Here is a 25993-nt window from a genome sequence, read left to right as displayed (position 1 = left end):
AGATAAGGAACCAGTAATCAGTTCCTGTGAATGCTTCGGTGAACCGGGACCGTCACCCCTCCTGACCCGGCGACTGCACCCGGGCGACGAGCAGTGCCACGTCGTCGGCGTTGTCCGGCTGGTGCAGGGTGCGCAGCAGCATGTCGCACAGCTCCTCCAGCGGACGGTCGGGGCCGCCGAGGAGGTCCAGCAGCGCGTTCAGCCGTTCGTCGAGAGGGTGCTGCCGAGTCTCGACCAGTCCGTCGGTGTAGAGGACGAGCCGGTCGCCGGGTTCGAGGTCGACCGTCGTGGTGGAGAACGCGACGCCGCCCACGCCCAGTGGAGCCCCGGTGGGCAGTTCGAGGAACTCCGGCGGGCCGCCGACGCGGATCCGGGCCGGCGGCAGATGTCCGGCGTTGGCGATGCGGCACTGCCGCAGCTGCGGATCGTGGACGGCGTACACACAGGTGGCGATGGAGTGGTCCAGCCCCTCGGTGATCTTGTCGAGGTGTTCCAGGAGCCGGGCCGGATCGAGGTCGAGCGAGGCCAGGGTGTTCGTCGCGGTGCGCAGCCGGCCCATGGTCGCGGCGGCATTGATACCGCTGCCCATCACATCGCCCACGACGAGGGCGGTCTTGCCGCCGTCCAGCGGGATCACGTCGAACCAGTCGCCGCCGACCTCCGCGGTGGCCCCCGCGGGCTGGTAGCGGGAGGCGACCTCGAGGCCGCCGGTCACCGGCGGATGGCTGGGCAGCAGGCTGCGCTGCAGGGTGAGGGCGGTGTCGCGGGCGTTCTGGTACCAGCGGGCGTTGTCGATCTGCACGGCCGCGCGGGCCGCCAGCTCACGGGCCAGCAGCAGGTCGTCCTCGGTGAACGGCAGCGGATTGCGGGTGCGCCCGAGTTCGAGGGCGCCGAGCACCTCGCCGCGCGCGATCAGGGGCACGGCGAGATACGAGTGGACGCCGGCCCGGGCCAGCAAGTCGGCCGCGTCCGCGGAGCGCGCGATACGGGGCAGGTCGGCGGGCCGGACCTGGGCCACCAGGACCGGGCTGCCCGTGCGCACACACTCGGTGACGAGCCGGTCGGGGTCGTACCGGGCCACGTGTCCGGGCGGGGCGGCCGCCCGGAGCACGTCGGGGGAGCGGTCCGCCGTGACGGCCAGGGAACGGATCACCGCCGGTTCTGCGGGGCCGAGGATGCTGCGTCTGCCCTCCACCACCGCGTCCAGCAGGTCCACGGCCGCGGTGTCGGCGAGTTCCGGCACCGCGACCCCGGCCAGCTCGCGGGCGGTGCGCTCCAGGTCCAGGGTGGTGCCGATCCGGGCGGAGGCGTCCGCGATCACGGCCAGGCGCCGGCGCGCGGCCTCCGCCTCGACACCCGCCCGGTGCTGGTCGGTGACGTCGAGTACCGAGCCGGCCACGCCCAGCACGTTTCCGAGCGCGTCCTCCAGCCGGTACAGCGACACCGACCAGGCATGCTCGTCGTCCGGATCGGCCGGGGTCACGCCCACGGTGTGCTGGTCGATGAGCGGCTGTCCGGTGGCCAGGACCTGGCGTGCGGCGGCCTCCAGGGCGTCCACGTCGAGGTGCGGCAGGACCTCCCGGATCGACCGGCCGATGTGCTCACCGGCCGGTATGCCGTTGAGCCGCTCCAGCGCCGGGTTCACCGAGACGTACCGCAGATCGGTGTCGAGGACCGCCAGCCCGATCGGGGACTGGGCGACCATCCGGGTGGACAGCGCCACGTCCCGTTCCAGCCGGCGTACGGTCGACTGGTCGGCGGCGAGGCCGAGGGCGTAGACGTCGCCGTGGTCGTCCAGCAGCCGCATGTTGCGGAACTCCACGATCCGGGTGCTGCCGTCCTTGTGCCGGACGGGAAACGCCCCGGCCCAGCCCTCTCCGGTCTCCATGACGTCGGCGAACAGCTTCACGACCAGGTCGACGTGCTGTTCGTGGATCATCAGCCGGGCCGCGAACTCGCCGAGGGCCTCCTGCGCCGTGTAGCCGAACAGCTCCTCGGCCTGCGGGCTCCACAGGACGATCCGCCCGTCGGTGTCCAGGACGACCGAGGCCACGCCGAGCACGTCGAGCAGCCCGGTCGGCCCCGCCACGCCGCGCACGGGCCCCTCGCCCTCGGGCACGGGAATCCCGGCTGCACTCATGCCTCGCACCGCCTCCGACCGTCCTCGCGGCACGCCATTCCCCCGTGCCGGCTGCCCTTGTTCCATCGCGCTCAACTGTTCTACCGCGCTCAGGCGCATCTGCGACGCCTCCATCGCACTCTTCCACCATCTCTCGACCGGTGACGGCCTTCCGGCGAAGTGGTGCGGCTGAAAAATCATGGTGTCCCTCGGTGCTGTCCGCCTTCCGCTGACAGTGATCGGTCGGCGCAGCGGGTGGTGCCCACCCGGAAAGTGGTGCTTTTCTGGGGGTGTGGTGTGGTTCGCGGGGAACCCGCGGTCCCGCGCCACCGCCCATGAGAGGAGCGACGATGGACCGCGAGCGACTGCACGAGGAGCCCGTCTCCGTCGAGATCAGCGGGTGCAGCAAGGAGGACGCCCGGATCGTGTTCGACGCGCTGTGCACGTGCTTCGAGTCCGACCGGGGCGCCGACGAGGTGCCGCAGCAGCTGCATGAGACCCGCCCGATGGTGTGGCTCGGCACGTTCGAAGTCACCGACGCGCACGAGTGCCCCCGCCCGGCCCGGCTCTCGTCCTCCGTCGAGGCCGACGCGCAGGGCGGCTACTGGGCGATCGAGCGGCTCCGCGCCACGCTGGACGACCTGTTCGCCGTGCGCGACCTCTCCTCGGCCTCCGGGGACCAGGAGCGTGAGCTGCACGTCCTGCTGGAAAGCCGGTGACCTGGCGCACATCACCCCGGGCCTGCTTGTGCAACTAGTTGCATAAACGGGGTGCGGTCCTCTAGAACAGAGGGGACGACACCGCGCACGGAGGCCTGCCATGAGCCGTTACCCGCATCTGCTCAGCCCGCTCGACCTGGGTTTCACCACCCTGCCCAACCGCGTCCTCATGGGTTCGATGCACGTCGGCCTGGAGGAGGCCGAGCGCGGCTTCGAGCGGATGGCGGAGTTCTACGCCGCCCGGGCGCGCGGGGGAGTGGGCCTGATCGTCACCGGCGGCATCGCACCCAACGACGCCGGACGGCCGTACGAGGGCGGGGCGAAGCTCACCACCGACGCGGAGGCCGAACAGCACCGGGCCGTCACCGACGCCGTGCATCGCGAGGGCGGCCGGATCGCGATGCAGATCCTGCACTTCGGCCGGTACGCCTACCACCCGGACCTGGTCGCCCCGAGCCCCCTCCAGGCGCCGATCAGCCCGTTCCCGCCCCGCGAGCTCACCGACGCCGAGGTCGAGCAGACCATCGACGACTACGCCCGCGCCGCCCGCCTCGCCCGGCAGGCCGGCTACGACGGCGTCGAGATCATGGGCTCCGAGGGCTACCTGATCAACGAGTTCATCGCCGCGCAGACCAACCACCGCACCGACCGCTGGGGCGGCTCGTACGAGAACCGCATGCGCTTCCCGGTCGAGATCGTCCGCCGGGTGCGCGAGGCCGTCGGCGACGACTTCATCATCGTCTACCGCCTGTCCATGCTGGACCTCGTCCCGGGCGGCTCGACGCTGGACGAGGTGATCACGCTCGCCAAGGCCGTCGAGGCCGCCGGCGCGACGATCATCAACACCGGCATCGGCTGGCACGAGGCCCGCATTCCCACCATCGCCACCTCGGTGCCGCGCGGTGCCTACACCTGGGTCACCAAGCGGCTCATGGGCGAGGTGTCGGTCCCGCTCGTGACCACCAACCGCATCAACACCCCCGAACTCGCCGAGGAACTGCTCGCCGGGGGATACGCGGACATGGTGTCGATGGCCCGCCCGATGCTCGCCGACCCCGAGTTCGTCGCCAAGGCGGCGGCCGGCCGTCCCGAGGCCATCAATACCTGCATCGGCTGCAACCAGGCCTGCCTCGACCACACCTTCAGCGGGCAGATCACCTCCTGCCTGGTCAATCCGCGCGCCTGCCACGAGACCGAGCTCGTGCTGTCCCCGACCAGGCTGCGCAGGCGCGTCGCCGTCGTCGGCGCCGGACCCGCCGGGCTCGCCTGCGCCGTCTCGGTGGCCGGCCGCGGCCACGAGGTGACCCTGTTCGACGCCGCGAGCGAGATCGGCGGCCAGCTCAACGTCGCCCGCAAGGTCCCCGGCAAGCAGGAGTTCGACGAGACGCTGCGCTACTTCCGTCACCAGCTCGACGAGCACGGCGTGGACGTACGGCTGAACACCTGGGTGAGCGCCGAGGACCTCTCCGCCTACGACGAGGTCGTCGTCGCCACCGGCGTCACCCCGCGGACCCCCGAGATTCCGGGCGTCGACCACCCGAGCGTCGTGGGGTACCTCGACGTCCTGCGCGACCGTGCCCCCGTCGGCGACCGGGTCGCGATCCTCGGCGCGGGCGGCATCGGCTTCGACGTCGCCGAGTTCCTCACCGACGGCGGCGACAAGGCGAGCGAGGACCCGGCGACGTACTTCCGCAACTGGGGCGTCGACACCGACTACGCGGCAGCCGGCGGCCTCGCCGCCCCCGAGCGGCCCGCACCGCCGCGCACCGTCCACCTGCTCCAGCGCAAGACCACCAAGGTCGGCGCGGGCCTCGGCAAGACGACCGGCTGGATCCACCGCACCGAGCTCAAGCACCGCGGCGTCACCATGGTCCCGGGCGTGCGCTACGACCGGATCGACGACGCCGGGCTGCACGTCACCGTCGGTGAGGAGAGCACGGTCCTGGAAGTCGACACCATCGTGCTGTGCACCGGTCAGGAGCCGCGCCGCGATCTGTACGAGGCGCTGCTCGCCGCCGGTCGCAGCGTGCACCTCATCGGCGGCGCCGATGTCGCCGCCGAGCTGGACGCCAAGCGCGCCATCAAGCAGGGCACGGAGCTGGCGGCGGCACTGTGAGGCCGCTCCGAGGGCCGTCCCCGCGTCCCTAGGATGGCCCCCATGTCACTCCCGCACGCGATCCTCACCGCCCTGCTCGAAAAGCCGTCGTCGGGGCTGGAGCTGACCCGCCGGTTCGACAAGTCGATCGGCTACTTCTGGTCGGCGACGCATCAGCAGATCTATCGCGAGCTGGGAAAGCTGGAGGCCGAGGGCTACATCCGCACCCTCCCGGCCGAGCAGCCGGCCCGCGGGCAGAAGAAGAGCTACGAGGTCCTGCCCGCGGGCCGCGCCGAACTGGCCCGCTGGACCGGCGCGTCCCAGGACCCCAAGCCGCTGCGGGACGTGATGCTGCTGCGGCTGCGCGCGGCGGCCGTCGTGGGAACCGCGGGGATCGAGGCCGATCTGCGCCGCCATCTGGAGCTGCACCGGCGGCAGTTGGCCGAGTACCAGGAGATCGAGAGGCGCGACTTCCCGCCGGGCAAGGACACTCCCCAGGGCCGCCTGCATCACCTGGTGCTGCAGGCGGGCATCGACCTGGAGACGTTCTGGACGCAGTGGCTGACGCGCGCGGTGGACGAGCTCGCCGTCCTGCCGGAAGGTGACACCGCCTGACGGCGGCCGCGTTCAGAGCCGGTACGGCTTCGAGCGGCGCCGGAGGAACCACGCCGCGGCCAGGACACCGATTCCGGCCAGTGCCCCGCCCCCGACCAGCGTGAGGGTGCCGTAGTCCTTGGCGGCGCCGCCGAGACCGCCCATGACACCGCGGGACGGCGAGGCAGTGGCGGAGATCGTCGGGGTGGAGACGGGCGAGACGATGACCGACTGGGTGCCCGCGGTGCTGCCGTTGGAGCACACCACGACGACCGTGTACGTCCCGGGGCTCACGTTCGACCAGCCCGCGGACTGGAGGGAACTCGACCCCGTCAGTGCCGCCTGGCGTCCCTGCGAGAAGTTCACCTGGCTGCTGTTGAGGAGCGAGGCGTTGCCGAAGCTGCCGTTGATCAGGGTGCACGCGCTGGTCGTGACCGAGACCGTGGACCCGTTGGTGCTCACGGAGATGCCCGGGCCCGCGGACGCGTGCCCGGCCATCAGGGTGAGCGGCAGCGCGGCGGCGGCTGCCGCGGTCAGGCCGGTGCGGAGGAGTGGCTGAGATGTGCGCATGTGGACTGCCCTCCGGCGGCACGGTTGGCGGTACATCCCTTGCGCCGCCGAGGATCGGGGAACGCCCGTGCTGCCTCGGGGAAAGCCAATGTGCTCGCGGACCGGCCCGCATGCGGAGGACACCCGGGCAGGTGACGGATTCCTTCCTCCGGAGGAGTCCGGGCCGGATCCGGCCCTGTGACGGGGGTCAGCCGCCCGGCGTGCCCGTCGTCACCGTCCGTTCCGCCGAGAAGCCGCCCCAGGTGCCGTCCGGGAGCCTGGCGCGGATCCGCACCCGGTGGGTGACGCCGCTGTCCCCTCCCAGGTAGAAGCTGTACGCGGCCCGGTCACGCGGCGCGCTCCCGCCGTACACCAGCGAGGTGGCCGGACGGCCGTCGAGGTGGACCTGGTACTCCGTCACCACGCCGTCCGTACGCGGTGGAGCCCAGGCGAGGTCGATGTAGTACGCCCCGTCGGCGCGGTGGGTCGTGGCGCGGAACCGGGTGGGCGCGGTGCCCCGGCCGTCGTCGGAGCCGGGCGCGGTGGTCAGCCGGACGGTGTCACCGGGGGGTGAGACGTTGCCGGCCGCGTCCCTGGCCCGCACGCTGAAGGAGTAGCGGGTGCCCGGCCGCAGCCCCGTGACCACGGCCGCGGTCTGGTTCCCACCCACACTGTGGATCTTCGTGGCGCCCTGATGGATGTCGTACGACACCACGCCCCGGTCGTCCGTCGACGCCGACCAGGACAGCTGCACGGCCCGGCTGCCGATCACCCGGCCCCGCGATGTGCCCGGAGGTGTCGGTGCCGAGTGGTCCGCGGTCGCCGCCGCGGGGGTGGTGGCGCGGACCGCCCGGCTGCCCGGCCCCAGCCGGCCGTCTCCGTCCCGGGCCCGCACGGTGAAAACGTAGGTGGTGGACGGACTCAGCCTGGTGACGTCCACCATGTGCTGCGCAGCCGGTACGTCCTTCACCTTCGTGGTGCCGCGATACACCTCGTAGCCGCTGATGCCAGCGGACGAGGACACCGCGTTCCACATCACATGCACACTCGTCGCGCTCCCCGCCGCGGCGGTGACACCCCCGGGCGCGGCGGGAAGCCTGCCGCCCTCACCGTCGTCCGCGCCCTTCGACGCGCACGACGCGACCAGGGCGAGTGCCCCGCAGAGAAGAACGAAGCGGCGCGGACGGGCGGAACGGACCACGGCGGCGCGGCGCGGCAATGCGGCACGGAGAACGGGAATGCGTCGCACGGCTCAGCCTCCCGGGGGCGGCACGGCGGCAATGGTCCGGACCAATATGACGCGGTCCGGGCGATCGCATCAAGAGGGCGGTCGCGTGCCGGTCACCGGAGAAGTTACGTATGCTGAGGTTCCTGATGGCTGAACTCTCCCTGAGAGCTGGGGAGTTCATGCCGGGGGGCGCGGGCCCGCTGTCGTCGCTGTTCCCGCGCTGGACGTGGGCGGCCGGGCGGCCCGAGCTGACACGGGCTCAGGCCCCCGGCCCCTGCCGGAGGTTGGCGATGTGGGCCGTACGGCCCCCTGACCGTGGCCGGACGCCCGGAACGGGAACAGATGGGGCCGACATGTCCCCGAGGAGAGGGCCACCATCGTGCATCTCCCGTCGCTGACGCTGGCCGTGGCAGGCGCCGCCGCCCTGCTCGTGCCCCCGACGCCGCCCGTCGCAGGACCCCTTGTCCCCCAGGAGCCGGCGGCCCGGAACGAGAGCGACGTACGCGCCGCCGACCTGCTGGCCAGAGTCCGTGAGTGCACCCCCGTGTCCCGCGGCCGCTACCGGAGCGACGCGGGCGCGTCCGCGCGGATCCCGGTGTGCGGCACCCGTGACGCGGTCTTCTGGAAGGCCGACCTGGACATCGACTGCGACGGCCGGCCCGGCCCCCGCTGCAACCGCCGCACCGACCCGTCGTTCTCCGGCTCCACGGCCTACGAGCAGTCGGACGGCCGCCCGCTGAAGGCCGAACGCCTCCCGTATATCGTCGTGCCCGCCCCGAGTGACATCTGGAAGTACCACGACGACTCGGTCCGCGGCGGCTCCGTCGCGGCCGTGGTCCACGAGGACCGGGTGGTGTACGCGGTCGTCGGGGACGTCGGGCCGTACGACGTCATCGGCGAGGCGTCCTACGCCACCGCGAAGGCGCTCGGCATCCGCCCCGGCCCGCGCCGGGGCGGCACGGCCTCCGAGGTCACCTACATCGTCTTCAAGGACTCGCGGGTGACGCCGGTCGAGGACCGTGCGGCCGCCGTGGAGGCGGGGGAGCGGCTGGCGCGGCAGTTCGTGCGCAGCCGGTGAACCGTCCTCGCCCGCAAGGCCGCTGAAAGCGTGTCAGACCACTTGTGTAAGACCACCTGTGTCAGCCCATCTGTGTCCCATGGTGCCGCGACGGGGGCGGGGGCCGAGCGAATGGTCGAGGGGCACCCCTGTGGCGGGCGGCCTCACACCTTCCGGTACGTGTACGCCTCCACGGCCGCCGCCTCCACCGCCGCCAGGTCGGCTCCCGTCGCCGCCGTGACGACCGCCGCCACCGCCCCCTCGACGAAGGGGGCGTCCACCATGCGCGTGCGGTCGGGGAGTTCGCCGCCCTCGGTGAGCAAGGCCTTCACGGTGAGGATGGCGCTGCCGAGGTCGGTGAGGACGGCGACGCCGTTGCCCCGGTCCACGGACGCGGCCGCGGCGGCGACCAGCGCCGCGCTCGTACCGAAGCCGCCGCCCTCGGTGCCGCCCGCCGGAGCGACAGGCACCTGCGCACCGCCTCCCGCCAGTTTCTTCGCCAGCCTGGCGACGGACGCGGCGACCTCCGCGCTGTGCGACACCAGCACGATCCCGACCAGGTTCCGGTCACTCACCGTCGGCCTCCGCGGTGTCGGCGAGTGCCGCGACCAGCAGCGCCGAAGAGGTGGCGCCCGGGTCCTGGTGCCCGATGCTGCGCTCCCCGAGATAGCTGGCCCGGCCCTTGCGGGCCTGCAACGGCGTGGTCGCCACAGCTCCTTCCTCGGCGGCGGCCCGGGCCGCGGCGAAGCCGTCGCCGAGCGCGTCCACGGCCGGCACCAGCGCGTCGATCATCGTCTTGTCGCCCGGCGCCGCGCCCCCGAGCGCCATCACCGCGTCCACGCCTTCCCGCAGCGCCGCGGCAAGCTGCTCCTCGCTGACCTCGCCGGCGTCCCCGAGGGCCTTGCCGGTGCGGCGCAACAAGGTCCCGTACAGCGGACCCGAGGCACCTCCGACCTTCGAGATGAGCTGCCGCCCGGCGAGCACGAGGACGGCGCCCGGCGTCTGCGGCGCCTCCGTCTCCAGGGCGGAGGCCACGGCGGTGAAGCCGCGGTGGAGATTGGTGCCGTGGTCGGCGTCCCCGATGGGGGAGTCGAGGGCGGTGAGCCGTTCCGCCTCACGGTCGACGGACGCGGCGGCCGTCGTCATCCAACGGCGGAAGAAATCGGCGTCGAGCACTGGATCTCCTTGCCTGGTAGATACGTGGTGATCGCCTTCTCGCGCCGGATCACACACCCCATCGCAGCCCGGGAGTCTTCACCGGTGCGTCGTACAGCCGCAGCAGCTCCTCGTCGATCTGGCACAGCGTGACCGAGGCGCCGGCCATGTCGAGCGAGGTGACGTAGTTGCCGACGAGGGTGCGGGCGACGGCGACACCGCGCTCGGTGAGCACCCGCTGCACCTCGGCGTTGAAGCCGTACAGCTCCAGCAGCGGGGTCGCGCCCATGCCGTTGACCAGGGCGACCACCGGATTGCGCGGGGGCATGTCCTCCAGGATCGCATTGACCGCGAAGTCGGCGATCTCGCGCGAGGTCATCATCGCCCGGCGCTCGCGCCCCGGCTCGCCGTGGATGCCGATGCCCAGCTCCAGCTCGCCGGGCGGCAGGTCGAACGTGGGGCTGCCCTTGGCCGGGGTGGTGCAGGCGCTGAGCGCGACACCGAAGCTGCGGGAGTTCTCGTTGACCTGCCGGGCGACCGCCTGCACCCGCTCCAGCGGCTGTCCCTCGTCGGCCGCCGCCCCCGCGATCTTCTCCACGAACAGCGTCGCGCCCACCCCGCGCCGCCCCGCCGTGTAGAGACTGTCGGTGACCGCGACGTCGTCGTTGACGAGTACCTTCGCGACCTGGATGCCCTCGTCCTCGGCGAGTTCGGCCGCCATGTCGAAGTTGAGCACGTCTCCTGTGTAGTTCTTCACGATGAACAGCACGCCGGCCCCGCTGTCCACCGCGGCCGCCGCCCGCGCCATCTGGTCGGGCACCGGCGAGGTGAACACCTCACCCGGGCAGGCCGCCGAGAGCATCCCGGGGCCCACGAAGCCGCCGTGCAGCGGCTCGTGCCCGGAGCCGCCGCCGGAGACCAGGCCGACCTTCCCGGCAACAGGGGCGTCACGTCGTACGACCACCCGGTTCTCGACGTCGACGGTCAGCTCGGGATGAGCGGCCGCCAGGCCACGCAGTGCGTCCGTGACCACGGTCTCCGGGACGTTGATGAGCATCCTCATGGTTACCTCCGGTGAGCCTGGTGTTTCGCAACCCTGCTGTCAGCAGTATCGGTGCTGAGGCGAGCGCAGGTCACCTGTGACCATTGTCGTACCGGAGTCCGGACCGGGCGGCCCGGGAGAGCAGGCCGCTCCGTGAGAAAGGAAGCTTCGATGGCCGAGCAGGACGAGCGTTTCGATGTCGTCGTACTGGGCGCCGGCCCGGGCGGGTACGTGGCCGCGATCCGCGCCGCCCAGCTGGGCAAACGGGTCGCCGTCGTGGAGGAGAAGTACTGGGGCGGCGTGTGCCTGAACGTGGGCTGCATCCCGAGCAAGGCGCTGCTGCGCAACGCCGAGCTGGCGCACCTCATCACCCGAGAGGCGAAGACCTTCGGCATCAGGTTCGACGGGCAGGTCTCCTTCGACTACGGCGAGGCCTTCCGCCGCAGCCGCAAGGTCGCCGACGGGCGGGTCAAGGGCGTCCACTACCTGATGAAGAAGAACAAGATCACGGAGATCGACGGGCGGGGCACCTTCCTCGACCCGCACACCCTCCAGGTGGCCGGCTACGAGGGCGACACCCGCACCATCGGCTTCGACCACTGCATCATCGCCACCGGCGCCACACCGAAGCTGCTGCCCGGCACCCGCCGTACGTCGCGGGTGGTGACGTTCGAGGAGCAGATCCTCGCCGAGGACCTGCCACGGTCGATCGTGATCGCGGGTGCCGGCGCCATCGGTGTGGAGTTCGCCTATGTGCTGCACAACTACGGTGTGAAGGTCACGATCGTCGAGTTCCTGGACCGGATGACCCCGCTGGAGGACGCCGAGGTCTCCGCCGAGCTGGCCAGGCAGTACCGCAGGCTGGGCATCGACGTGCTCACCTCCACCCGGGTCGACACCGTCGACGAGAGCGGCACCCAGGTCCGCGTCACCGTCACCGGCAAGGACGGCTCCCAGCAGGTCCTGGAGGCCGACAAGGTGCTCCAGGCGATCGGCTTCGCCCCGAACGTCACCGGCTACGGCCTGGAGAACACCGGTGTGAAGGTCACCGAGCGCGGCGCGATCGACGTCGACGGCCGCTGCCGTACCTCCGTCCCGCACCTCTACGCCATCGGCGACGTCACCGCGAAGCTGATGCTCGCGCACGCCGCCGAAGCGATGGGCGTGATCGCCGCCGAGACGATCGCGGACGCGGAGACCATGGAGGTCGACCACGTGATGATCCCGCGCGCCACCTACTGCCAGCCGCAGATCGCCAGCTTCGGCTACACGGAGACGCAGGCCCGCGAGAACGGCTTCGACGTGAAGGTGGCGAAGTTCCCGTTCACCGCGAACGGCAAGTCGCACGGCCTGGGAGACACGACGGGCTTCGTGAAGCTGATCAGCGACGCGAAGTACGGCGAGCTGATCGGCGGGCACCTGATCGGCCCGGACGTCACCGAACTGCTGCCCGAGCTGACGCTGGCCCAGCAGTGGGACCTGACCGTCCACGAGGTGGCACGCAACGTCCACGCCCATCCGACCCTGGGCGAGGCGGTCAAGGAGGCGGTGCACGGCCTGGCCGGACACATGATCAATATGTGAGTGCACGAGCGGATGCGAGCACGGTACGGCCCTCCTAGGCTGAACGTGTGAAACGGGTCGTCGTCGATCACTTCGGCGGCCCCGAGGTCCTGAGGATCGTGGAGGACGACGATCCCCGGCCGGGGCCGGGCGAGGTGTGCGTCAGGGTGCTGGCCGCGGGCGTGTCGTTCACCGATGCCCAGCTGCGCGCCGGCACCTACCTCGGCGTACCGAAGCCGCCGTTCACCCCCGGCTACGAGCTCGTCGGTGTCGTCGAGGAACTCGGCCCGGGGTGCACGCGACTGCGCGTGGGAGACCGCGTCGGTGCGCTGACGGTGTGGGGCGCCGATGCGGAGCGGGTCTGCGTACCGGAGGCGGAGGCGGTCGAGGTGCCCGCGGACATCGACCCGGCGCAGGCGCTGAACCTCGCCTTCACCTACATGACCGCCTACCAGCTGCTGCACCGCGTGGCGAAGGTGAAGCGCGGCGAGGCGCTGCTCGTGCACGGCGCGGCCGGCCGGGTGGGCACCGCGGTCCTCGAACTCGGCGCGCAGGCCGGGCTCGACCTCTACGGCACCGCCTCGGCCCGGGACCGCGCCGCGGTCGAACGGCTCGGCGCGGTCGCGATCGACTACCGCACCGAGGACTTCCTGGCCCGGGTGCGCCAACTCCCCGGGATGGGTGTGGACGTCGTGCTCGACGGACTCGGCGGCGCGGTGTCGCTGCGCTCCTTCCGCGCGCTCAGGCCCGGCGGCCGGCTCGTCGTCTACGGCCACTACGCCACCCTCGAACACGGGCACAAGAACTGGCGGGCCTGGGCCGAGTGGTACGGGGCGACCGGGGCCGTGGGCCTGTGGAGCCTGCTCTCGCCCCGCCGGAAGACGCTCGCCTACCGGATCCAGAAGCTGCGCGACCATCACCACCAGGTCCTTCCCGTGGCCGGCGGCCACCCGGCCCTGTCCGTGGGCGGAGGCCCCCGCGACCCGGAGGGGTTCCGGGAGGACTTCGGGGCCTTGCTGGACCTGCTCCGCGAGGACAAGATCCACCCGGTCGTGGCCGAGCGCCTGCCGCTGTCCGACGCCCGCCGCGCGCACGAGATGCTCGAGCGCTCGGCGTCGAAGGGAAAGCTTGTGCTCGTGCCGTGAGCCGAGGACAGTCGTGTGCGGCGGAGCTGGGCGGTAGCCGACGGCCGCCTCACCGGATTCCGTGAGGCCGGATTCCGTGAGGCCGGTTCGGTCAGGCGGTGCTCTCGTTGCGTCCGGGCCCGACGAGGAGGAGGACAGTGATGCCGCACACCGTGGAATGGAAGGTTCGCCTCCACCTCTTCGAGGAAGAGGGATCGACCAAGGCACGCGTGGTTCTCGACACCGGAACGACGGTGCTGACCGGTCACGGGACCGCGCACCGCAATCCCGTCGACGCGGACGTGCCGGAGATCGGTGACGAACTGGCGGCGGGCCGGGCTCTGCATGACCTCGGCCGGCAGCTGGTGGAAGTGGCCGAGCGCGACATCGAGCACGCCGGCGCCCCCGCGACCGGGCGAAGGGCCCGTCCGGAGACCGGCTGGCCCCTGTGACGCCGTCTGCGCCCGCTCCCCCGATGGCGGCCGTGGCCTGCGGGACGTCGGAGAGGAGGACGGCCCGGACCGGGGTCCGCTCGACGCGCTGCCGGGCGGTGACCTCGTCGACGGCATGGGCCGTGAGCGTGCCGACAAGCATGCCGCCCACGGCGACGAGCGCCCAATGACAACGCCGGGACCCTCGTGACATGGGCCGACCAGGCGGCGGCGCCGGGCCGCACGGTGTCAACCTGCCGCGAACAGCGGCGCGTTGGAGCGGCAGGCGTGCCCCTCCGGACCGCGGGTGAGGACCATCGGCCCCTCACCCCCGCCCCCGCCGCGCGCCCACGCTCGAAGGACACCCGTACCTGTACGACGTCCGTGCGGAGGAAGGGCATCATGCGATCCGCGCCTGTCGACACCACGACTGTGGAAACCTGCATCGCGGCCGCCGTGGCCGCCCCCTCGATCTTCAACACCCAGCCGTGGCGCTACCGGCTGGACCCCGGCGCCATGGCCTTCGAGGTGCGAGCCGCCCAGGAGCGGGGCCTGCGCCACACGGATCCCGTCGGTCGGGCTCTCCATGTCTCGGCGGGCGCGTCCGTCTTCAACCTTCGCGTCGCGGTGGCGCACTTCGGCTGGTCACCCGTCGTGCGGCTGTTGCCGAGCCCCGAAGACCCCGGCCTGCTCGCCACCGTGCGGCTGACAGGAGGTCCCGACCGGCACCTCGCGGGGCATCGTGGCGATCTCTTCCCGGCGATCTGGCGCCGGCACAGCAGCCGCTTCCCCTTCTCGGGCAGACCGATCCGCCCGGACGTGCGCGCGGAGCTCGCGGAAGCGGCCCACATGGAGGGCGCGTCGCTCGCCTGGCCCACGAACCCCGAGACGGCACGCCTGCTGCGGGTGACCGCGGAGGCCGAGCACCGCAGCCGCACCGACCACGCTCGCGGAACGGAAAGCCGCCGCTGGGTGCACCACGACCCGGACGACACCTCCGACGCCGGGCTCCCGCAAGCCGCGCTCGGCCCGCAGGATGCGGGCGAACGCCTCCCCATGCGCGACTTCACGGCACAGCGGCACCCGGGGACGCTGCCCGCCCAGAACTTCGAAACCCATCCCGTCATCGGCCTGCTGACCACCGAGCACGACCGCCGTACCGACTGGCTGCGCGCCGGGCAGGCGCTGGAACACGTGCTGCTCGTGGCCACCGTCCACGGTCTGCGGACGTCCCTGATGCACCAGCCGATGGAGTGGCCCGACCTGCGGCGTTCGCTGAGTCCCTCGCCCGACCACACCGGGCACGCGCAGATGCTGGTCCGTCTCGGCCATGGACCCGAAGGTCCCGCCACCCCGCGGCGCGCCCCGGACACGGTGCTCGACACGGACCCGCCGGACCGGTAGCGGACCGACCCACCAGGTCCATCCGGCCCGCCGCGCGAAGACACCACCGGGACTGTCTCTGGCAGGACCAGGACCCACGGCCCTCTCCGCCGCCGGCCGCCCGGCGGACGATGGGGTGAAAGGCGGCATTACCAGGCGAAAGACGGTTGGCCATGTATCCCGAAGACGGTTTCCGTGAACTCGACCGCCACGAGTGCCTGCGCCTGCTGGCGAAGGCAGCTGTCGGCCGCGTCGTCTACACACGTCACGCACTCCCCGCGGTCCTGCCCGTGAACTTCGGCCTCGACGACGAAGGCGCGGTGCTGCTGCGGACCTCCGCGGCCTCGGAGCTGGCCCGGGCGATCGACGGTTCGGTCGTCGCCTTCGAGGTGGACGAGGTGGACGCCGTCGCCCACTCCGGCTGGAGCGTGGTCGTGACCGGCCGGGCCACCGTGGTGACCGACCCGGCGGCTCACGCGCGGCTGCGTCCCATCGTGCCGCGCTCCTGGGTGCCCTCGCCCGACGAGGTCTTCGTGCGCGTCGCGCCCGAACTGGTTTCCGGCCGTGAGCTCGTGGGCGGTCGCACGATGTACGGCCTGAACCTGTCGGCCTGAGAGCCTGTGTCACGTCCCCGGCCGGGCACCCGCCGCCCGGCCGGGGACGTGACACAGGCTCTGGGAGTCCACCACGCTTCCCGGACCTCCGGCGGCCGCCGGAGGCGGCTCTTGCGTGCCCCGGACCGAACGGCCCTGCGGCAAAGGGGCCTGACGGCGCCGGAACGGGGGCCTGACGGCGCCGAAACGGGTGCCTGGGGGCCCTGGCCCCCACCGAGGTGCGCGAGAAGCATCGTCACCGGAGCCGCCTCGAATCGAAAGCCCGGCGTCCCCACGTAATCCGCCCCGGCATCCCCTGTCCCAGCTGCGTGAGCTCTCGCGCCCGGCCCGGCCCCGACATCCAGCGCGTGCGTGAGCGCCTGCGGAACACGGACTGCGGGCGCGGCGCAAGGACGAGAACGCACAGCACTTCGGAAGCAGAAGGGAACACCGGCATGACCTCCCAGCACGTGGTCGTAGGAGTGGACGGCTCAGTGGCTGCCGTACGAGCGCTGGACCGGGCCGCCGAGGAAGCGGAGCGCCGCGGTGCCGCCCTGCACATCGTGTACGCCGTACCCGACCGCGGCGCTGCCGCACCGATCCTGGCATCGGCGGTCTCGCGCACAGGGACGCGGCACCCCGGTCTGCCGACCGTGACCGCCGCCGCCGAGGGCGGCGCCGTGCAGGCGCTGGCGCGCGCGAGCACGGCCGCGGCCCTCACGGTGGTCGGCAACCGCGGCTTCGGCGTCGTGGCCGGCACCCTGGCCGGTTCCGTGAGCATGCGCCTGGCCGCGCAGACGCATGGCCCGCTGCTGGTCGTGCGGGGCGACCACCGATGCGACAACGGCCATGGCGTGCTGCTCGGCCTCGGGAGCAAGGCCGACCCAGGAGCGGCCGCCTACGCCTTCGCGGAGGCGGAGCGACGCGGCGTGTGTCTGAGCGTCCTGCAATCCCGGGCACAGAAGGCTGTACTGCCCTTCCCCCTTGCCGAGTTGCAGCAGCAATATCCCGAAGTACGCACGGAATCCTGCACAGTTCACAACGACCCGGCACATGCTCTGCTTGAGGCCGGTCGCGAAGCCGCGGTCGTGGTCATCGGTGCGTATCACCGCAGCACCGGGCTCGGCCGGCGGACGGGCAGCGTCGTCCACACTTTGCTGTGCCGCTCCCACTGTCCCGTGGCCGTCGTACCGAACGGGTAGCGACCGAACGGGTAGTGGCACGAGGGCCGTTCGGTCTGCCGCGGGGGACTTGCAGCCCCCTGCGAACTCCCTTGCGAAGCGGGACATTGAAGGCGCAACAAAGAGTCATTCGAGAATCCTCACCGCTCCCCTGGAAGGGATGAGCACCATGGCAGTCCACGACCACCCCCACCGGCACCCGGGATTCCGCCTCCCCTCCCTGCGCAGGACCGGGACGGCTCCCGAATCGGCCGGAACGACCACCGCGGCGGTGGCGACGAACCGCGCATACGCCTTCGCCGTGCTCCGTGTCCTGACCGGGTTCGTCTTCCTGTGGGCCTTCCTGGACAAGACCTTCGGCTTCAGCTACGCGACCCCGTCCGGCAAGGGCTGGATCGACGGCGGCTCGCCCACCAAGGGCTTCCTCAGCGGTGTCGCCGCGGGCCCGATGGAATCCACCTTCCACGACTGGGCCGGACAGGGCTGGGCGGACTGGCTGTTCATGCTCGGCCTGCTGGGCATCGGCCTCGCGCTGATCGCGGGCATCGGTCTGCGGCTCGCGGCGATCGCCGGCACCCTCATGATGGCGCTCATGTGGATCGCGGAGTGGCCGCCCGCCCAGCACCTCTCCGACGGCTCGCCGAGCATGTCGACCAACCCGTTCGCCGACTACCACCTCATCTACGCCGTCGTCCTCATCGCCCTCGCGGCCGCGGGCGCCGGCGCCACCTGGGGACTGGGCAAGGCCTGGGCACGCCTGCCCTTCGTCAGCCGCAACCGCTGGCTGCTCTGAACTCCCCGTCCCGGACCGGGGCGCCGCCGCGGAGACGCGGCGACGCCCCGGCTTCCGTTCTCCGCGAAGGCGTCCGCCTCCTTCCGGCACCGGGCGGCCCCTGCGCGGGCGCGCCGTGTTCCTGTGCTCCGCGAGCTCATGGTGCCGGCTGCCCGTTCCGCTCGGGGCGGGGGTGCCGGACGCTCGGACACGCCCTTGCCTCTTGCGCGGCTGCTCGGTTCGGCGTTCGTTTGATGTGGCGCAGCAGGTACCAGCTGAGCGCGATCGCCGCCGCGGCCAGGGCGGCCCAGCACCAGGGGCCGGACGTCAGGGTGTGGCGCAGGCCGGGGCTGATCTGCCGGGCGAGGACGAAGACGCCCATGACGACCACGAACCAGCCGAAGGACTTGCGCAGCGCCTCGTGGGGGACGCGTCCGGCGAGCCGGCCGCCGACGAGGCTGCCGAAGACCGCCGCCGCCGAGATGAGTGAGGCCAGCCCCCAGTCGATGTGCGTGCCGGCGAGATAACCGGCCAGCCCCGCGAACGACTTCATGGCGATGACCAGCAGCGAGGTGCCGACCGCGACACCCATCGGAAGCCCGCCGAGCAGGACGAGCGCCGGGACGACCAGGAAGCCGCCGCCCGCCCCGACGAGCCCGGTGACCAGGCCCACCACCATGCCGTCCAACAGAACGTGCCCGACGGGGAGTTCGTGGTGGACCTTCTTCGGCTCGCGCCGAGGGCCGCGGATCATGGCGACAGCTGTGGCGATCATCATGAGGGCGAACCCGACGAGCAGGGCGGTGGCGGGCACGAACTGGGCCAGCCGCCCGCCCATGTAGGCGCCGGCCATGCCGGCGAGGCCGAACAGCAGCCCGGTGCGTCGGCGGACCCGTCCGGCGAGGGCGTGCGAGACGGCTCCGGCGGCGCTGGTCACGCCGACGACGAACAGTGAGGTGGCGATGGCCTCTTTCGTCTCCATCCCGGCCAGGTAGACCAGGACGGGCACGGTCAGGATGGACCCGCCGCCGCCGAGGACGCCCAGGCTGACACCGATGAGCAGGGACAGGGCGGTGATCACCGCGATCACGATGTGCTCCGCGGGGTGGCGCGATCGGGGCGTGCGGTGTGGGCACGGACGGTCATGAGCGCTCCTTGGTGCCTTTTGGGCGGGACGCTGCCTTTTGGGCGGGACGTGGGATGCGCCTGGCCCGGGGTGGAGGGGTTGCCTCCCCGGGCGGGGGTTCACGCGTCTGCGGACGCGGTCTCGGCAAGCCAGGCGCCGTAGCCGCCCATCAGGTCGGAGATCTCGGTGCGGCCTTCGTGCCGGAGCAGGCTGGCGGCGATGGAGGAGCGGTGGCCGCCCGCGCAGTGGACGACCAGTGGTCGGTCCGCAGGGATCTCGTCCGTGCGACGGGTGAGTTCGGCCAGCGGGATGTGCAACGAGCCGTCGATGAACCCCGTTTCACGCTCTGCTGGATTGCGTACGTCGAGAACCAGCGGGGGTTCCTCGCCGTCCAGTTCCCGGCGCAGCTCGTCCGCGGTGAGGCGGCGGGCCCGCTCCATGTGGTCGGCCAGGGCGGGGAAGGTGTCCTCGGACCGGCGCAGACATCCGCCCACCCGGTCGAATCCGATCCGGGCCAGCCGGGTGACGATCTCCTCCTCGCGGTCCTGCGGCGCGACGACGACGATCTCCTGCTCCGCGGATACGATCATGCCCGCCTGCTCGGCGAAGCGTCCGTCGGCGGGCACGTTGACCGAGCCACGCAGATGACCGGCGGCGAACTCCTGCGGAGAGCGGGCGTCCACGACGACTGCTCCAGAGGCCCGGCGGTCCATGAACTCCCCGGTGGACAGCGGACGGAGGGCATCGGCCGGGTCGAACAGGCCGTGTTCCTTGCGGTTGAGGATGGCGTCGTGGACGAAGTAGGCGGGTGCGGAGGGCTGTCCGGCCGTCACCAGCGCGACGAACTGCTCCACCTCCATGGGGCGGCAGGCGTAGTTGGTGGCGCGCTGCTCGCCGATGGTGGACTGCCGCTGGGCGGAGAGATTCCTGCCGCAGGCGGAGCCGGCGCCGTGTGCGGGGAACACCCGCACGGCGTCGGGCAAAGCCATCAGCTTGTTCTGGATGCTGTCATGGAGCATCCGGCCGAGTTCGTCGGCCGTTGCGCCGAGCGAGGCGAGCAGGTCCGGCCGGCCTACGTCACCGATGAACAGGGTGTCACCGGTCAGCACCCCGTAGGGGACGCTGTCGGCCGCGTGCTCGTACACCAGGACACTCATCGACTCCGGGGTGTGGCCGGGAGTTTCGAGGATCCGCAGCGTGACCTCGCCGAGGCTGATCCGCTCCCCGTCGGCCAGCCCCCGGATGGGGTATTCGGCCTCGGCGCGTCGCCCGTAGCCGATCCAGGCACCGGTGCGGTCGGCGAGTTCCAGGTGCCCGGCGAGGAAGTCGGCGTGGAAGTGGGTGTTGAGGACGGCCTCGATGATGAAACCGTGGGTCTCGGCGTCGGCGAGGTATTCGGAGACGTCGCGGCGCGGGTCGACGACCACGGCCCGGCCGGTGGTCTCGTCGGCGATCATGTACGACGCCTGGGAGAGGCAGTCGAGGTAGTACTGGGCGAAGAACATCTTCGGACGACCTCCGTGACTGACGGGGTGGAATGCCCGATGCGCTGTGGAGAGGGCCGGTCACAGGCGGCCGGTGAGCATGCCGTGCCAGTACACCGGTGGCAGCAGGTACCGCTTGAACACCCACATGTCGCGCCGCTCCTTGAAGGTGTTGATCAGCGGGAACGAGGGGCTGGGCCGCAGGTCGTAGTCGAACTCGGCGAGCAGCATCCGGTCGCGGGCGGTCACCAGCGGACAGGACGTGTAGCCGTCGTACCGGCGCGCCGGTGCCCTGCCGCTCATCACGTCGAGCAGGTTGGCGGCCACGACCGGCGCCTGCTTGCGGACGGCGGCCCCGGTCTTGGAGGTCGGCAGGTTGGCCACGTCGCCGAGGGCGAAGACGTTGTTGTAGGACGGGTGTTGGAGCGTGTACGGGTCCGCCGCGGCGAACCCCTGAGGGCTCGCCGGGTCGGTGAGCGCGCTGGTCTTCACCCAGTCGGGCGCGCTCTGCGGCGGCACGGCGTGCAGGAGGTCGTAGCCGAGGGTCTCCTCGGTTCCGCTCGCGTGGTCGGTGACGGTGATCTCGCGGCGGTCGCCGTCGACCGCGGTCATCTCCGAGCGCAGCCGTACCTCGATGCCGTACCGGGCCGCCACTCGTTCCAGCACCCGCGACCAGGCGGGCACCTTGAACAGTGCGGGATCGGGGACGACGAGGACGATACGGATCCGGTCCAGAACCTTCTCGCGACGCCAGTAGTCGGCGGCCAGATACGCGATCTTCTGCGGGGCCCCACCGCACTTCAGCGGTGTGGCCGGATGCGTGAAGACGGCGGTGCCGGAGCGCATGGCCCTGATCAGCTCCCAGGTGCGCGGGGCGTACTCGGGTGCGTAGTTGCTGCTCACCCGGTCCTGGCCGATCGCGGCGGCGAGCCCGGGCACGCCGTTCCAGTCGAGCTGGAGGCCGGGCGCCAGTACCAGGTGCTCGTAGGCGAGCTCGTCCCCGTCCGAGAGCGTCACCGTACGGGCGTCGGGGTCCATGGCCTGCGCGTGCCGGCGGATCCAGCGCACGCCGTCGGGGATGAGGGATGCCTCGGGGCGGCGGGAGAGGTTCAGGGGTGCCTGGCCGCCGCCGACCAGGGTCCACAGGGGCTGGTACCAGTGTGTGTCGGACGGTTCGACAAGGGTGATGCCGGTGACGCCGGCCCGGCGGAGGCGGGCCGCGACGCTGATTCCGGCGCTGCCACCACCGATGATCGCGACGCGGTGGCGACCGGCGGCCGGGTGGCCGGAGGGCGGGGGTGTGACGGCCAAGGCGGAGCTCCTTCCCGTACGGCCTTGGGTGCGGGTGCACTTCGTTGCCTGCTCAAATACCCCTGGGGGTATCGGGAGGTGAGCGTACGGCGACCTTCGAAACGTCGTCAAATACCTGCCCGGGCATTTGCCTCCCAGGCAAAGTCCCGCTCCGAGCCGGACGTCCACAGCCGGTCCGCCCGGCCCACGCGGGAGATCGGTACGCCGTTGCGTGTGGGTGCCGAAGCGGTCAGTCGGAAGGCTTCTCCCCGAAACTGGCGAAGTAGGCGGCGGCCATGTCCTCGTCGGCATGTCCCTGGGCGGCGGCACGCTCCAGCCGCTCGGCGCTCGCGGCCGCCACGTCGAGCAGCACACCGCTGCGTTCGCCGGCCTCGACGATGAGACGGGCGTCCTTGATGGCGGTCGTCACCGCGAACTGGGGCGGGGTGAGCCGGTCGTCGAGCACGAGCGCGGCCTTGGCCCGCAGATAGCCCATGTCGAGCGGCCCGCCCGCGACGAGGTCGAAGAAGCTCTGCGGATCCACGCCGAGCGCCTTCGCCAGGGCGAGGACCTCACCGGCCGCGCTGGTGGCGGCGATCACCCAGCTGTTGGCCACCAGCTTCAGCCGGGTGGCGCTGCCCGCCGACGCGTCCTCACCGATCCACATCGTGCGGGCGCCGATGGCGTCGAAGACCGGCGTCACCTTCTCCCGGCCGGAGACCGGACCGGCGGCGAGCACGGTGAGCTGTCCGGCCTCGGCGGGCTCTCGGGTGCCGAGCACGGGGGCGTCGTAGAACACCAGACCGTGCTCACGGGCGAAGGCTGCCATGTCGGAGGTGGACTCGACGCCCGTGGTGGAGGACTGCACCCAGGCGGTGCCGGGGCGCAGGGCGGGCGCCGCCTCACGCAGCACACCGAGAGCGGCGGCACCGTCGTACAGCATCGTCAGGACGACATCGGCGCCCTGGACCGCCTCGGCGGGGCTGTCGGTGACGTGGGCACCGTCGGCGGCGAGGGGTTCGGCCTTGGCGCGGGTGCGGTTCCAGGCGCGGACGGTGTGCCCGGCACGGAGGAGATTGCGGGCCATCGCGGCCCCCATGATCCCGGTGCCCAGGACGCTCACGGTGAGCTTGTCGGTCATGACGTCGACTTCCTTGTGTGCCGGTGCGAGTACGGTGGCGCGGCTGCTACCGACGATGCCATTGCGCGGGTGCGCGGGCAGGAAGGCGGGGCGGGGCGGGGTGTGGTGGCATCGGGTGGGCCTGCTCTTCGGTGCCAGGGAAGAGGACCCGGCCGCCGGGCAGTTCCTCAGGTCCTCCATCAGCCGGGCATGGGCAGTTTGAGCGGCGCCTCGACGCCACCGCGCCCAGTCGCGATCACGATGCCGTGTGCCCGTGTGCCCGTGTGCCCGTGTGCCCGTGTGCCCGCGCCTCGCGGACCCGCGCGCCTCCGCCCCGGGCGCCACACCGCGGGCGCAGCGCGCGGGGCCGCCCCGCCGACCGGCCGACCTGAGCGGGCTCTGCTCGGGTGGGTCGGCTGCGAGTCGTGCCGGGCCGAGCCGCGGGGCCGCGCCACCCCAGCCGTGCCGCGGGCGAGGCCGGGGGCGAGCCGTGCCGTGCCGCGCTGGTCGCCTACCTCAAGCCGGTCGGCGGCGGTCGGCTCGCCAGGCTGCGGTCCCGGCTGCGGTCCGTGTCGGCCGCGCCGCCGGAGGCGCGCCAAGTCGCGCGGCTCCCGAGCGCTCTCGGTATGTCCTCGCGTGTGCAGCAGGACGGCCCGCCCGGACCCTTACGTGCGGTCGCTCTTCGGCCTGCCCCGCTGGTCCGGGGTGCCGTGCGGGGGTGGGCCGAAGGGCAGTGGTGAGGTCGCCGGTGATACCGGGGAACCCCCGCTGCCGCGGCCCTGCTCGGGGCGCAGGGCGCCCGGATCACCGGACGTGGGCTCGGCGCCCGCCTTCAGCTGCCGCACGCGGGCGGTCAGCACCTCGGTCACCGGGAGGCGGTCGGCGTGCGTACGCTCGTATGCCAGCAGCTCTTCCACCTCCTCGGCGGACAGCGACCGTACGCGGCTCTCCAGACTGCCGATCGGCAAGTGGTCGTAGTCGGGCAGCGGCAGCGTGCCGCGGTCGGAGTCGGCCATGGGGTCTCACTTCCTTCTGGGCCTGTGCATGTGCCTGTGCTGGGCCTGTGCCTGTGCGACGACGTTGGTGGCTCGGGCGGTTCAACCGCCGTCCGGACCGCCGCTGCCGAACGAGCCGCCGCCGCCCCCGGTCCAGCGGGTCCGGCCCTGCGACCGGCTGGACCGGGTCCCGGCGTTGCCGGACCGGGGCAGCTGGTGCGGTGTGAGGCGGCGATCGCTTCTGGGCACTTCGTCGGGTTCCCGGTTCTCCAGGACCTCACGGACCGGTCCGTCCGCCGGCAGCCGCGACTGCTCCTCGGGCCGCGGCGGCGGCGGTTCGCGCCGCCTGACGCGTGCGCCCATCACGAAGGCGCCGATCAGCAGCGCCACGACCACCAGACCCGCCACGGCCAGCCCGAGTCCGAGAGTGCCCCGGCCCGCGGCCGTGTCCATCGACGCGATGTCCGTCCATTCCGTCCATTCCGTCCGTGCGGTACTCATGGCGCGGCGGGTACCCGTGGTCCTCTCCATGAACCAACCGGCCCGCCCCTGGTCCCGGACCCCGTGTCCCCCCGGGTTTGACGTGAGCGGACCCGGGCTACCCGCGAAGGGTGGCTTCGACGACATCCCAGCAGGAGCTCTTCCGGTTCCTGGAGGACCGTTTCGCATGCGCACAGGCGTGCACCGAGTGCGCGCGGGCGTGCGCGATGCGCGCGAGCCTCGTGGATCCGGACGCGACCGAGCGGCAGGAACTCGTACGACGCAAGGGCATCATGTGCGCGGAGGTGTGCGACGCGACCTGCCGTGTGCTGTCCGAGGAGGCCGGCCAGGACGAGGCCGGTATCCGCGCCCAGCTGGAGTGGTGCCGGACGGTGTGCCTGGAGTGCGCGCACGCCTTCGACGGGCAGCCGGGCGGTGAGGACGGCGCGAAAGCCTGCCGCGCATGTGCCCAGGCATGCACCGACTTCATCGCCACGCTCGGCCGACCACAGGCTCGGCCGACCACCGGTGACCGGGAGTCCCGGTGAGCCGAGTTCCTCCTCGGCATTCCCAATTTCTGGAACACGTTCTACGGTGTGCGCCGTCAGGACCGGCCTTGGGAGCCTGGAGGCGCCGTGCATGTCGACCACACGCCCGAGCAGCAACGCCTGCGCACCGAACTGCGCGCCTACTTCACCGACCTGGTCCCGGACCACGCCTCGACCCGGTACTCCGCCCGGTACGCGGACCCCGCCGCCCAGAAACGGTTCTACCGCGAGACGATCCGACGGCTCGGCACCGACGGCTGGCTCGGTGTCGGCTGGCCGAAGGAGTACGGCGGCCGCGGCCTGACCGCGATGGAGCAGTTCATCTTCTTCGACGAGGCCGCCCAGGCCGGTGTCCCGCTGCCGCTGATGGCACTCAACACCGTGGGCCCGACGATCATGCAGTTCGGCACGGACGAGCAGAAGGCGTACTTCCTGCCGAAGATCCTCTCCGGTGAGATCGACTTCGCGATCGGCTACAGCGAGCCCGAGGCGGGCACCGACCTGGCCTCCCTGAAGACGCGCGCGGTGCGCGAGGGCGACCAGTACGTCGTCAACGGGCAGAAGATCTGGACGACCAACGGCGATACCGCCGACTGGGTGTGGCTGGCCGTCCGTACCGACCCGGACGCCCCACCGCACAAGGGCATCACCATGCTCCTCGTGCCGACCGCCGACCCCGGCTACTCCTGCACCGTCATCAACACCCTCGCCTCGCACGACACCACGGCCAGTTACTACGAGAACATCCGCGTCCCCGTCTCCCGCCGGGTCGGCGAGGAGAACCAGGGCTGGCGGCTGATCACCAACCAGCTCAACCATGAACGCGTCACCCTCGCCGCCCACGGCACCATGGCGATCCGCGCCCTGCACGACACCCAGCGGTGGGCCATGGAGACCAAACTCGCCGACGGACGCCGGGTCGTCGACCTCCCCTGGGTGCGCCGCCTGCTCGCCCGCACGCACACCCGGCTCGACGCGCTGAAGCTCCTCAACTGGCAGATGGTGAGCGCCGTCCAGGAGGGCACCCTCACCCCGCAGGACGCCTCCGCCGTCAAGGTGTACGGCTCCGAGGCCCGCCGGGACGCGTACGCGTGGCTGATGGAGGTCGTCGGGGCGGCCGGTGCCCTCAAGGAGGGCTCGGCGGGCGCGGTGCTGCACGGTGAGCTGGAACGCGGCTACCGCTCCGCCGTGATCTTCACCTTCGGCGGCGGCAACAACGAGATCCAGCGGGAGATCATCTCCTGGATCGGTCTGGGGATGCCACGGGTCCGGCGTTAGTCACACCGCTGAGCTACTCCCGATATTCCGCTGAACGCTCAGCGGCCTGTGCTGATGCGCGGGTGAC

Annotated in this window: 25 protein-coding genes; 13 read left to right on the top strand and 12 right to left on the bottom strand. The window is 71.9% G+C overall.

The window, feature by feature from the left end; genetic code table 11:
- Positions 1–52: 52 nt before the first annotated feature.
- Complete coding sequence (locus tag F7R91_RS09540; RefSeq protein WP_150946547.1) at positions 53–2140, bottom strand: SpoIIE family protein phosphatase; 2088 nt, start codon at positions 2138–2140, stop codon at positions 53–55.
- A 329-nt stretch (positions 2141–2469) separates the two neighbouring features.
- Between F7R91_RS09540 and F7R91_RS09535 the strand changes: the two genes are divergently transcribed.
- The 3 genes from F7R91_RS09535 (at position 2470) to F7R91_RS09525 (ending at position 5548) form a co-directional block, all read left to right on the top strand.
- The gene (locus F7R91_RS09535) at positions 2470–2838 is read left to right on the top strand and encodes a hypothetical protein (RefSeq protein WP_150946545.1); all 369 of its coding nucleotides are present in this window, start codon (positions 2470–2472) and stop codon (positions 2836–2838) included.
- A gap of 100 nt (positions 2839–2938) precedes the next feature.
- Positions 2939–4954: an NADPH-dependent 2,4-dienoyl-CoA reductase gene (locus F7R91_RS09530; protein ID WP_150946543.1), complete on the top strand. Its 2016-nt coding sequence runs from the start codon at positions 2939–2941 to the stop codon at positions 4952–4954.
- A gap of 42 nt (positions 4955–4996) precedes the next feature.
- On the top strand, positions 4997–5548 hold the full coding sequence (locus F7R91_RS09525) for a PadR family transcriptional regulator (protein ID WP_150946541.1): 552 nt from the start codon (positions 4997–4999) through the stop codon (positions 5546–5548).
- A gap of 12 nt (positions 5549–5560) precedes the next feature.
- Here F7R91_RS09525 and F7R91_RS09520 read toward each other — a convergent pair whose 3' ends face one another.
- Both F7R91_RS09520 and F7R91_RS09515 read right to left on the bottom strand, forming a co-directional pair.
- The gene (locus F7R91_RS09520; protein ID WP_150946539.1) at positions 5561–6097 is read right to left on the bottom strand and encodes a hypothetical protein; all 537 of its coding nucleotides are present in this window, start codon (positions 6095–6097) and stop codon (positions 5561–5563) included.
- Between the two features lie 187 nt (positions 6098–6284).
- The gene (locus F7R91_RS09515; RefSeq protein ID WP_408056023.1) at positions 6285–7295 is read right to left on the bottom strand and encodes a fibronectin type III domain-containing protein; all 1011 of its coding nucleotides are present in this window, start codon (positions 7293–7295) and stop codon (positions 6285–6287) included.
- Positions 7296–7683: 388 nt separating this feature from the next.
- Here F7R91_RS09515 and F7R91_RS09510 point away from each other — a divergent pair, with 388 nt between their 5' ends.
- Entirely contained in the window at positions 7684–8382 is a 699-nt protein-coding gene (locus tag F7R91_RS09510) for a glycoside hydrolase family 75 protein (protein ID WP_150946538.1), read from the top strand.
- Positions 8383–8525: 143 nt separating this feature from the next.
- Here the strand turns inward: F7R91_RS09510 and F7R91_RS09505 are convergent, their stop codons facing one another.
- The 3 genes from F7R91_RS09505 to dhaK are packed head-to-tail and all read right to left on the bottom strand — an operon-like array spanning position 8526 to position 10579.
- Complete coding sequence (locus F7R91_RS09505; protein WP_150946536.1) at positions 8526–8936, bottom strand: PTS-dependent dihydroxyacetone kinase phosphotransferase subunit DhaM; 411 nt, start codon at positions 8934–8936, stop codon at positions 8526–8528.
- Positions 8929–9537, bottom strand: coding sequence for a dihydroxyacetone kinase subunit DhaL (gene dhaL, locus F7R91_RS09500; RefSeq protein ID WP_150946534.1), 609 nt, complete (start codon positions 9535–9537; stop codon positions 8929–8931). The genes F7R91_RS09505 and dhaL overlap by 8 nt, the downstream gene beginning before the upstream one ends.
- 49 nt (positions 9538–9586) lie before the next feature.
- Complete coding sequence (gene dhaK, locus F7R91_RS09495; protein ID WP_150946524.1) at positions 9587–10579, bottom strand: dihydroxyacetone kinase subunit DhaK; 993 nt, start codon at positions 10577–10579, stop codon at positions 9587–9589.
- 150 nt (positions 10580–10729) lie between these two features.
- Between dhaK and lpdA the strand changes: the two genes are divergently transcribed.
- The 7 genes from lpdA (at position 10730) to F7R91_RS09460 (ending at position 17626) form a co-directional block, all read left to right on the top strand.
- On the top strand, positions 10730–12142 hold the full coding sequence (lpdA, locus tag F7R91_RS09490; protein WP_150946522.1) for a dihydrolipoyl dehydrogenase: 1413 nt from the start codon (positions 10730–10732) through the stop codon (positions 12140–12142).
- Between the two features lie 47 nt (positions 12143–12189).
- On the top strand, positions 12190–13266 hold the full coding sequence (locus F7R91_RS09485) for a medium chain dehydrogenase/reductase family protein (protein ID WP_150946520.1): 1077 nt from the start codon (positions 12190–12192) through the stop codon (positions 13264–13266).
- A gap of 140 nt (positions 13267–13406) precedes the next feature.
- A complete protein-coding gene (locus F7R91_RS09480; RefSeq protein ID WP_150946518.1) occupies positions 13407–13697 on the top strand; it encodes a DUF1876 domain-containing protein in 291 nt (96 codons plus the stop codon).
- Between the two features lie 381 nt (positions 13698–14078).
- Positions 14079–15080 carry an Acg family FMN-binding oxidoreductase gene (locus F7R91_RS09475; protein ID WP_150946516.1) on the top strand — a complete coding sequence of 334 codons (1002 nt, stop codon included), beginning with the start codon at positions 14079–14081 and terminating at the stop codon, positions 15078–15080.
- Positions 15081–15232: 152 nt separating this feature from the next.
- Positions 15233–15673, top strand: coding sequence for a pyridoxamine 5'-phosphate oxidase family protein (locus tag F7R91_RS09470; protein ID WP_150946514.1), 441 nt, complete (start codon positions 15233–15235; stop codon positions 15671–15673).
- A 434-nt stretch (positions 15674–16107) separates the two neighbouring features.
- Positions 16108–16854 carry a universal stress protein gene (locus F7R91_RS09465; protein ID WP_191971416.1) on the top strand — a complete coding sequence of 249 codons (747 nt, stop codon included), beginning with the start codon at positions 16108–16110 and terminating at the stop codon, positions 16852–16854.
- A 148-nt stretch (positions 16855–17002) separates the two neighbouring features.
- The gene (locus F7R91_RS09460) at positions 17003–17626 is read left to right on the top strand and encodes a DoxX family membrane protein (protein ID WP_150946865.1); all 624 of its coding nucleotides are present in this window, start codon (positions 17003–17005) and stop codon (positions 17624–17626) included.
- Between the two features lie 136 nt (positions 17627–17762).
- Here F7R91_RS09460 and F7R91_RS09455 read toward each other — a convergent pair whose 3' ends face one another.
- The 6 genes from F7R91_RS09455 to F7R91_RS09430 form a co-directional block, all read right to left on the bottom strand.
- Positions 17763–18695 (bottom strand): sulfite exporter TauE/SafE family protein, encoded by a 933-nt coding sequence (locus tag F7R91_RS09455; RefSeq protein ID WP_150946512.1) that lies wholly within the window; start codon positions 18693–18695, stop codon positions 17763–17765.
- A gap of 155 nt (positions 18696–18850) precedes the next feature.
- Positions 18851–20236, bottom strand: a complete 1386-nt coding sequence (locus tag F7R91_RS09450) for an MBL fold metallo-hydrolase (RefSeq protein ID WP_150946510.1) — start codon at positions 20234–20236, stop codon at positions 18851–18853.
- Between the two features lie 60 nt (positions 20237–20296).
- A complete protein-coding gene (locus tag F7R91_RS09445; protein WP_150946508.1) occupies positions 20297–21526 on the bottom strand; it encodes an NAD(P)/FAD-dependent oxidoreductase in 1230 nt (409 codons plus the stop codon).
- A gap of 229 nt (positions 21527–21755) precedes the next feature.
- Positions 21756–22646: an NAD(P)-dependent oxidoreductase gene (locus tag F7R91_RS09440; protein ID WP_150946505.1), complete on the bottom strand. Its 891-nt coding sequence runs from the start codon at positions 22644–22646 to the stop codon at positions 21756–21758.
- A 644-nt stretch (positions 22647–23290) separates the two neighbouring features.
- The gene (locus tag F7R91_RS09435) at positions 23291–23641 is read right to left on the bottom strand and encodes a hypothetical protein (protein ID WP_150946503.1); all 351 of its coding nucleotides are present in this window, start codon (positions 23639–23641) and stop codon (positions 23291–23293) included.
- 81 nt (positions 23642–23722) lie between these two features.
- Positions 23723–24121, bottom strand: a complete 399-nt coding sequence (locus F7R91_RS09430) for a DUF6479 family protein (RefSeq protein WP_225320583.1) — start codon at positions 24119–24121, stop codon at positions 23723–23725.
- Between the two features lie 110 nt (positions 24122–24231).
- On the opposite strand from F7R91_RS09430, the gene F7R91_RS09425 reads away from it, so the two are divergent.
- Positions 24232–24648, top strand: a complete 417-nt coding sequence (locus tag F7R91_RS09425; protein ID WP_150946502.1) for a ferredoxin — start codon at positions 24232–24234, stop codon at positions 24646–24648.
- An 87-nt stretch (positions 24649–24735) separates the two neighbouring features.
- A complete protein-coding gene (locus F7R91_RS09420) occupies positions 24736–25926 on the top strand; it encodes an acyl-CoA dehydrogenase family protein (RefSeq protein WP_150946500.1) in 1191 nt (396 codons plus the stop codon).
- Positions 25927–25993: the final 67 nt, after the last annotated feature.

The sequence above is a fragment of the Streptomyces luteolifulvus genome (assembly GCF_008806595.1).
In the GTDB taxonomy this organism is placed as follows: Bacteria; Actinomycetota; Actinomycetes; order Streptomycetales; family Streptomycetaceae; genus Streptomyces; species Streptomyces luteolifulvus.
Note: the sequence above shows the minus strand (reverse complement) of the source record. Positions and strands in the feature narration are given on the sequence as shown.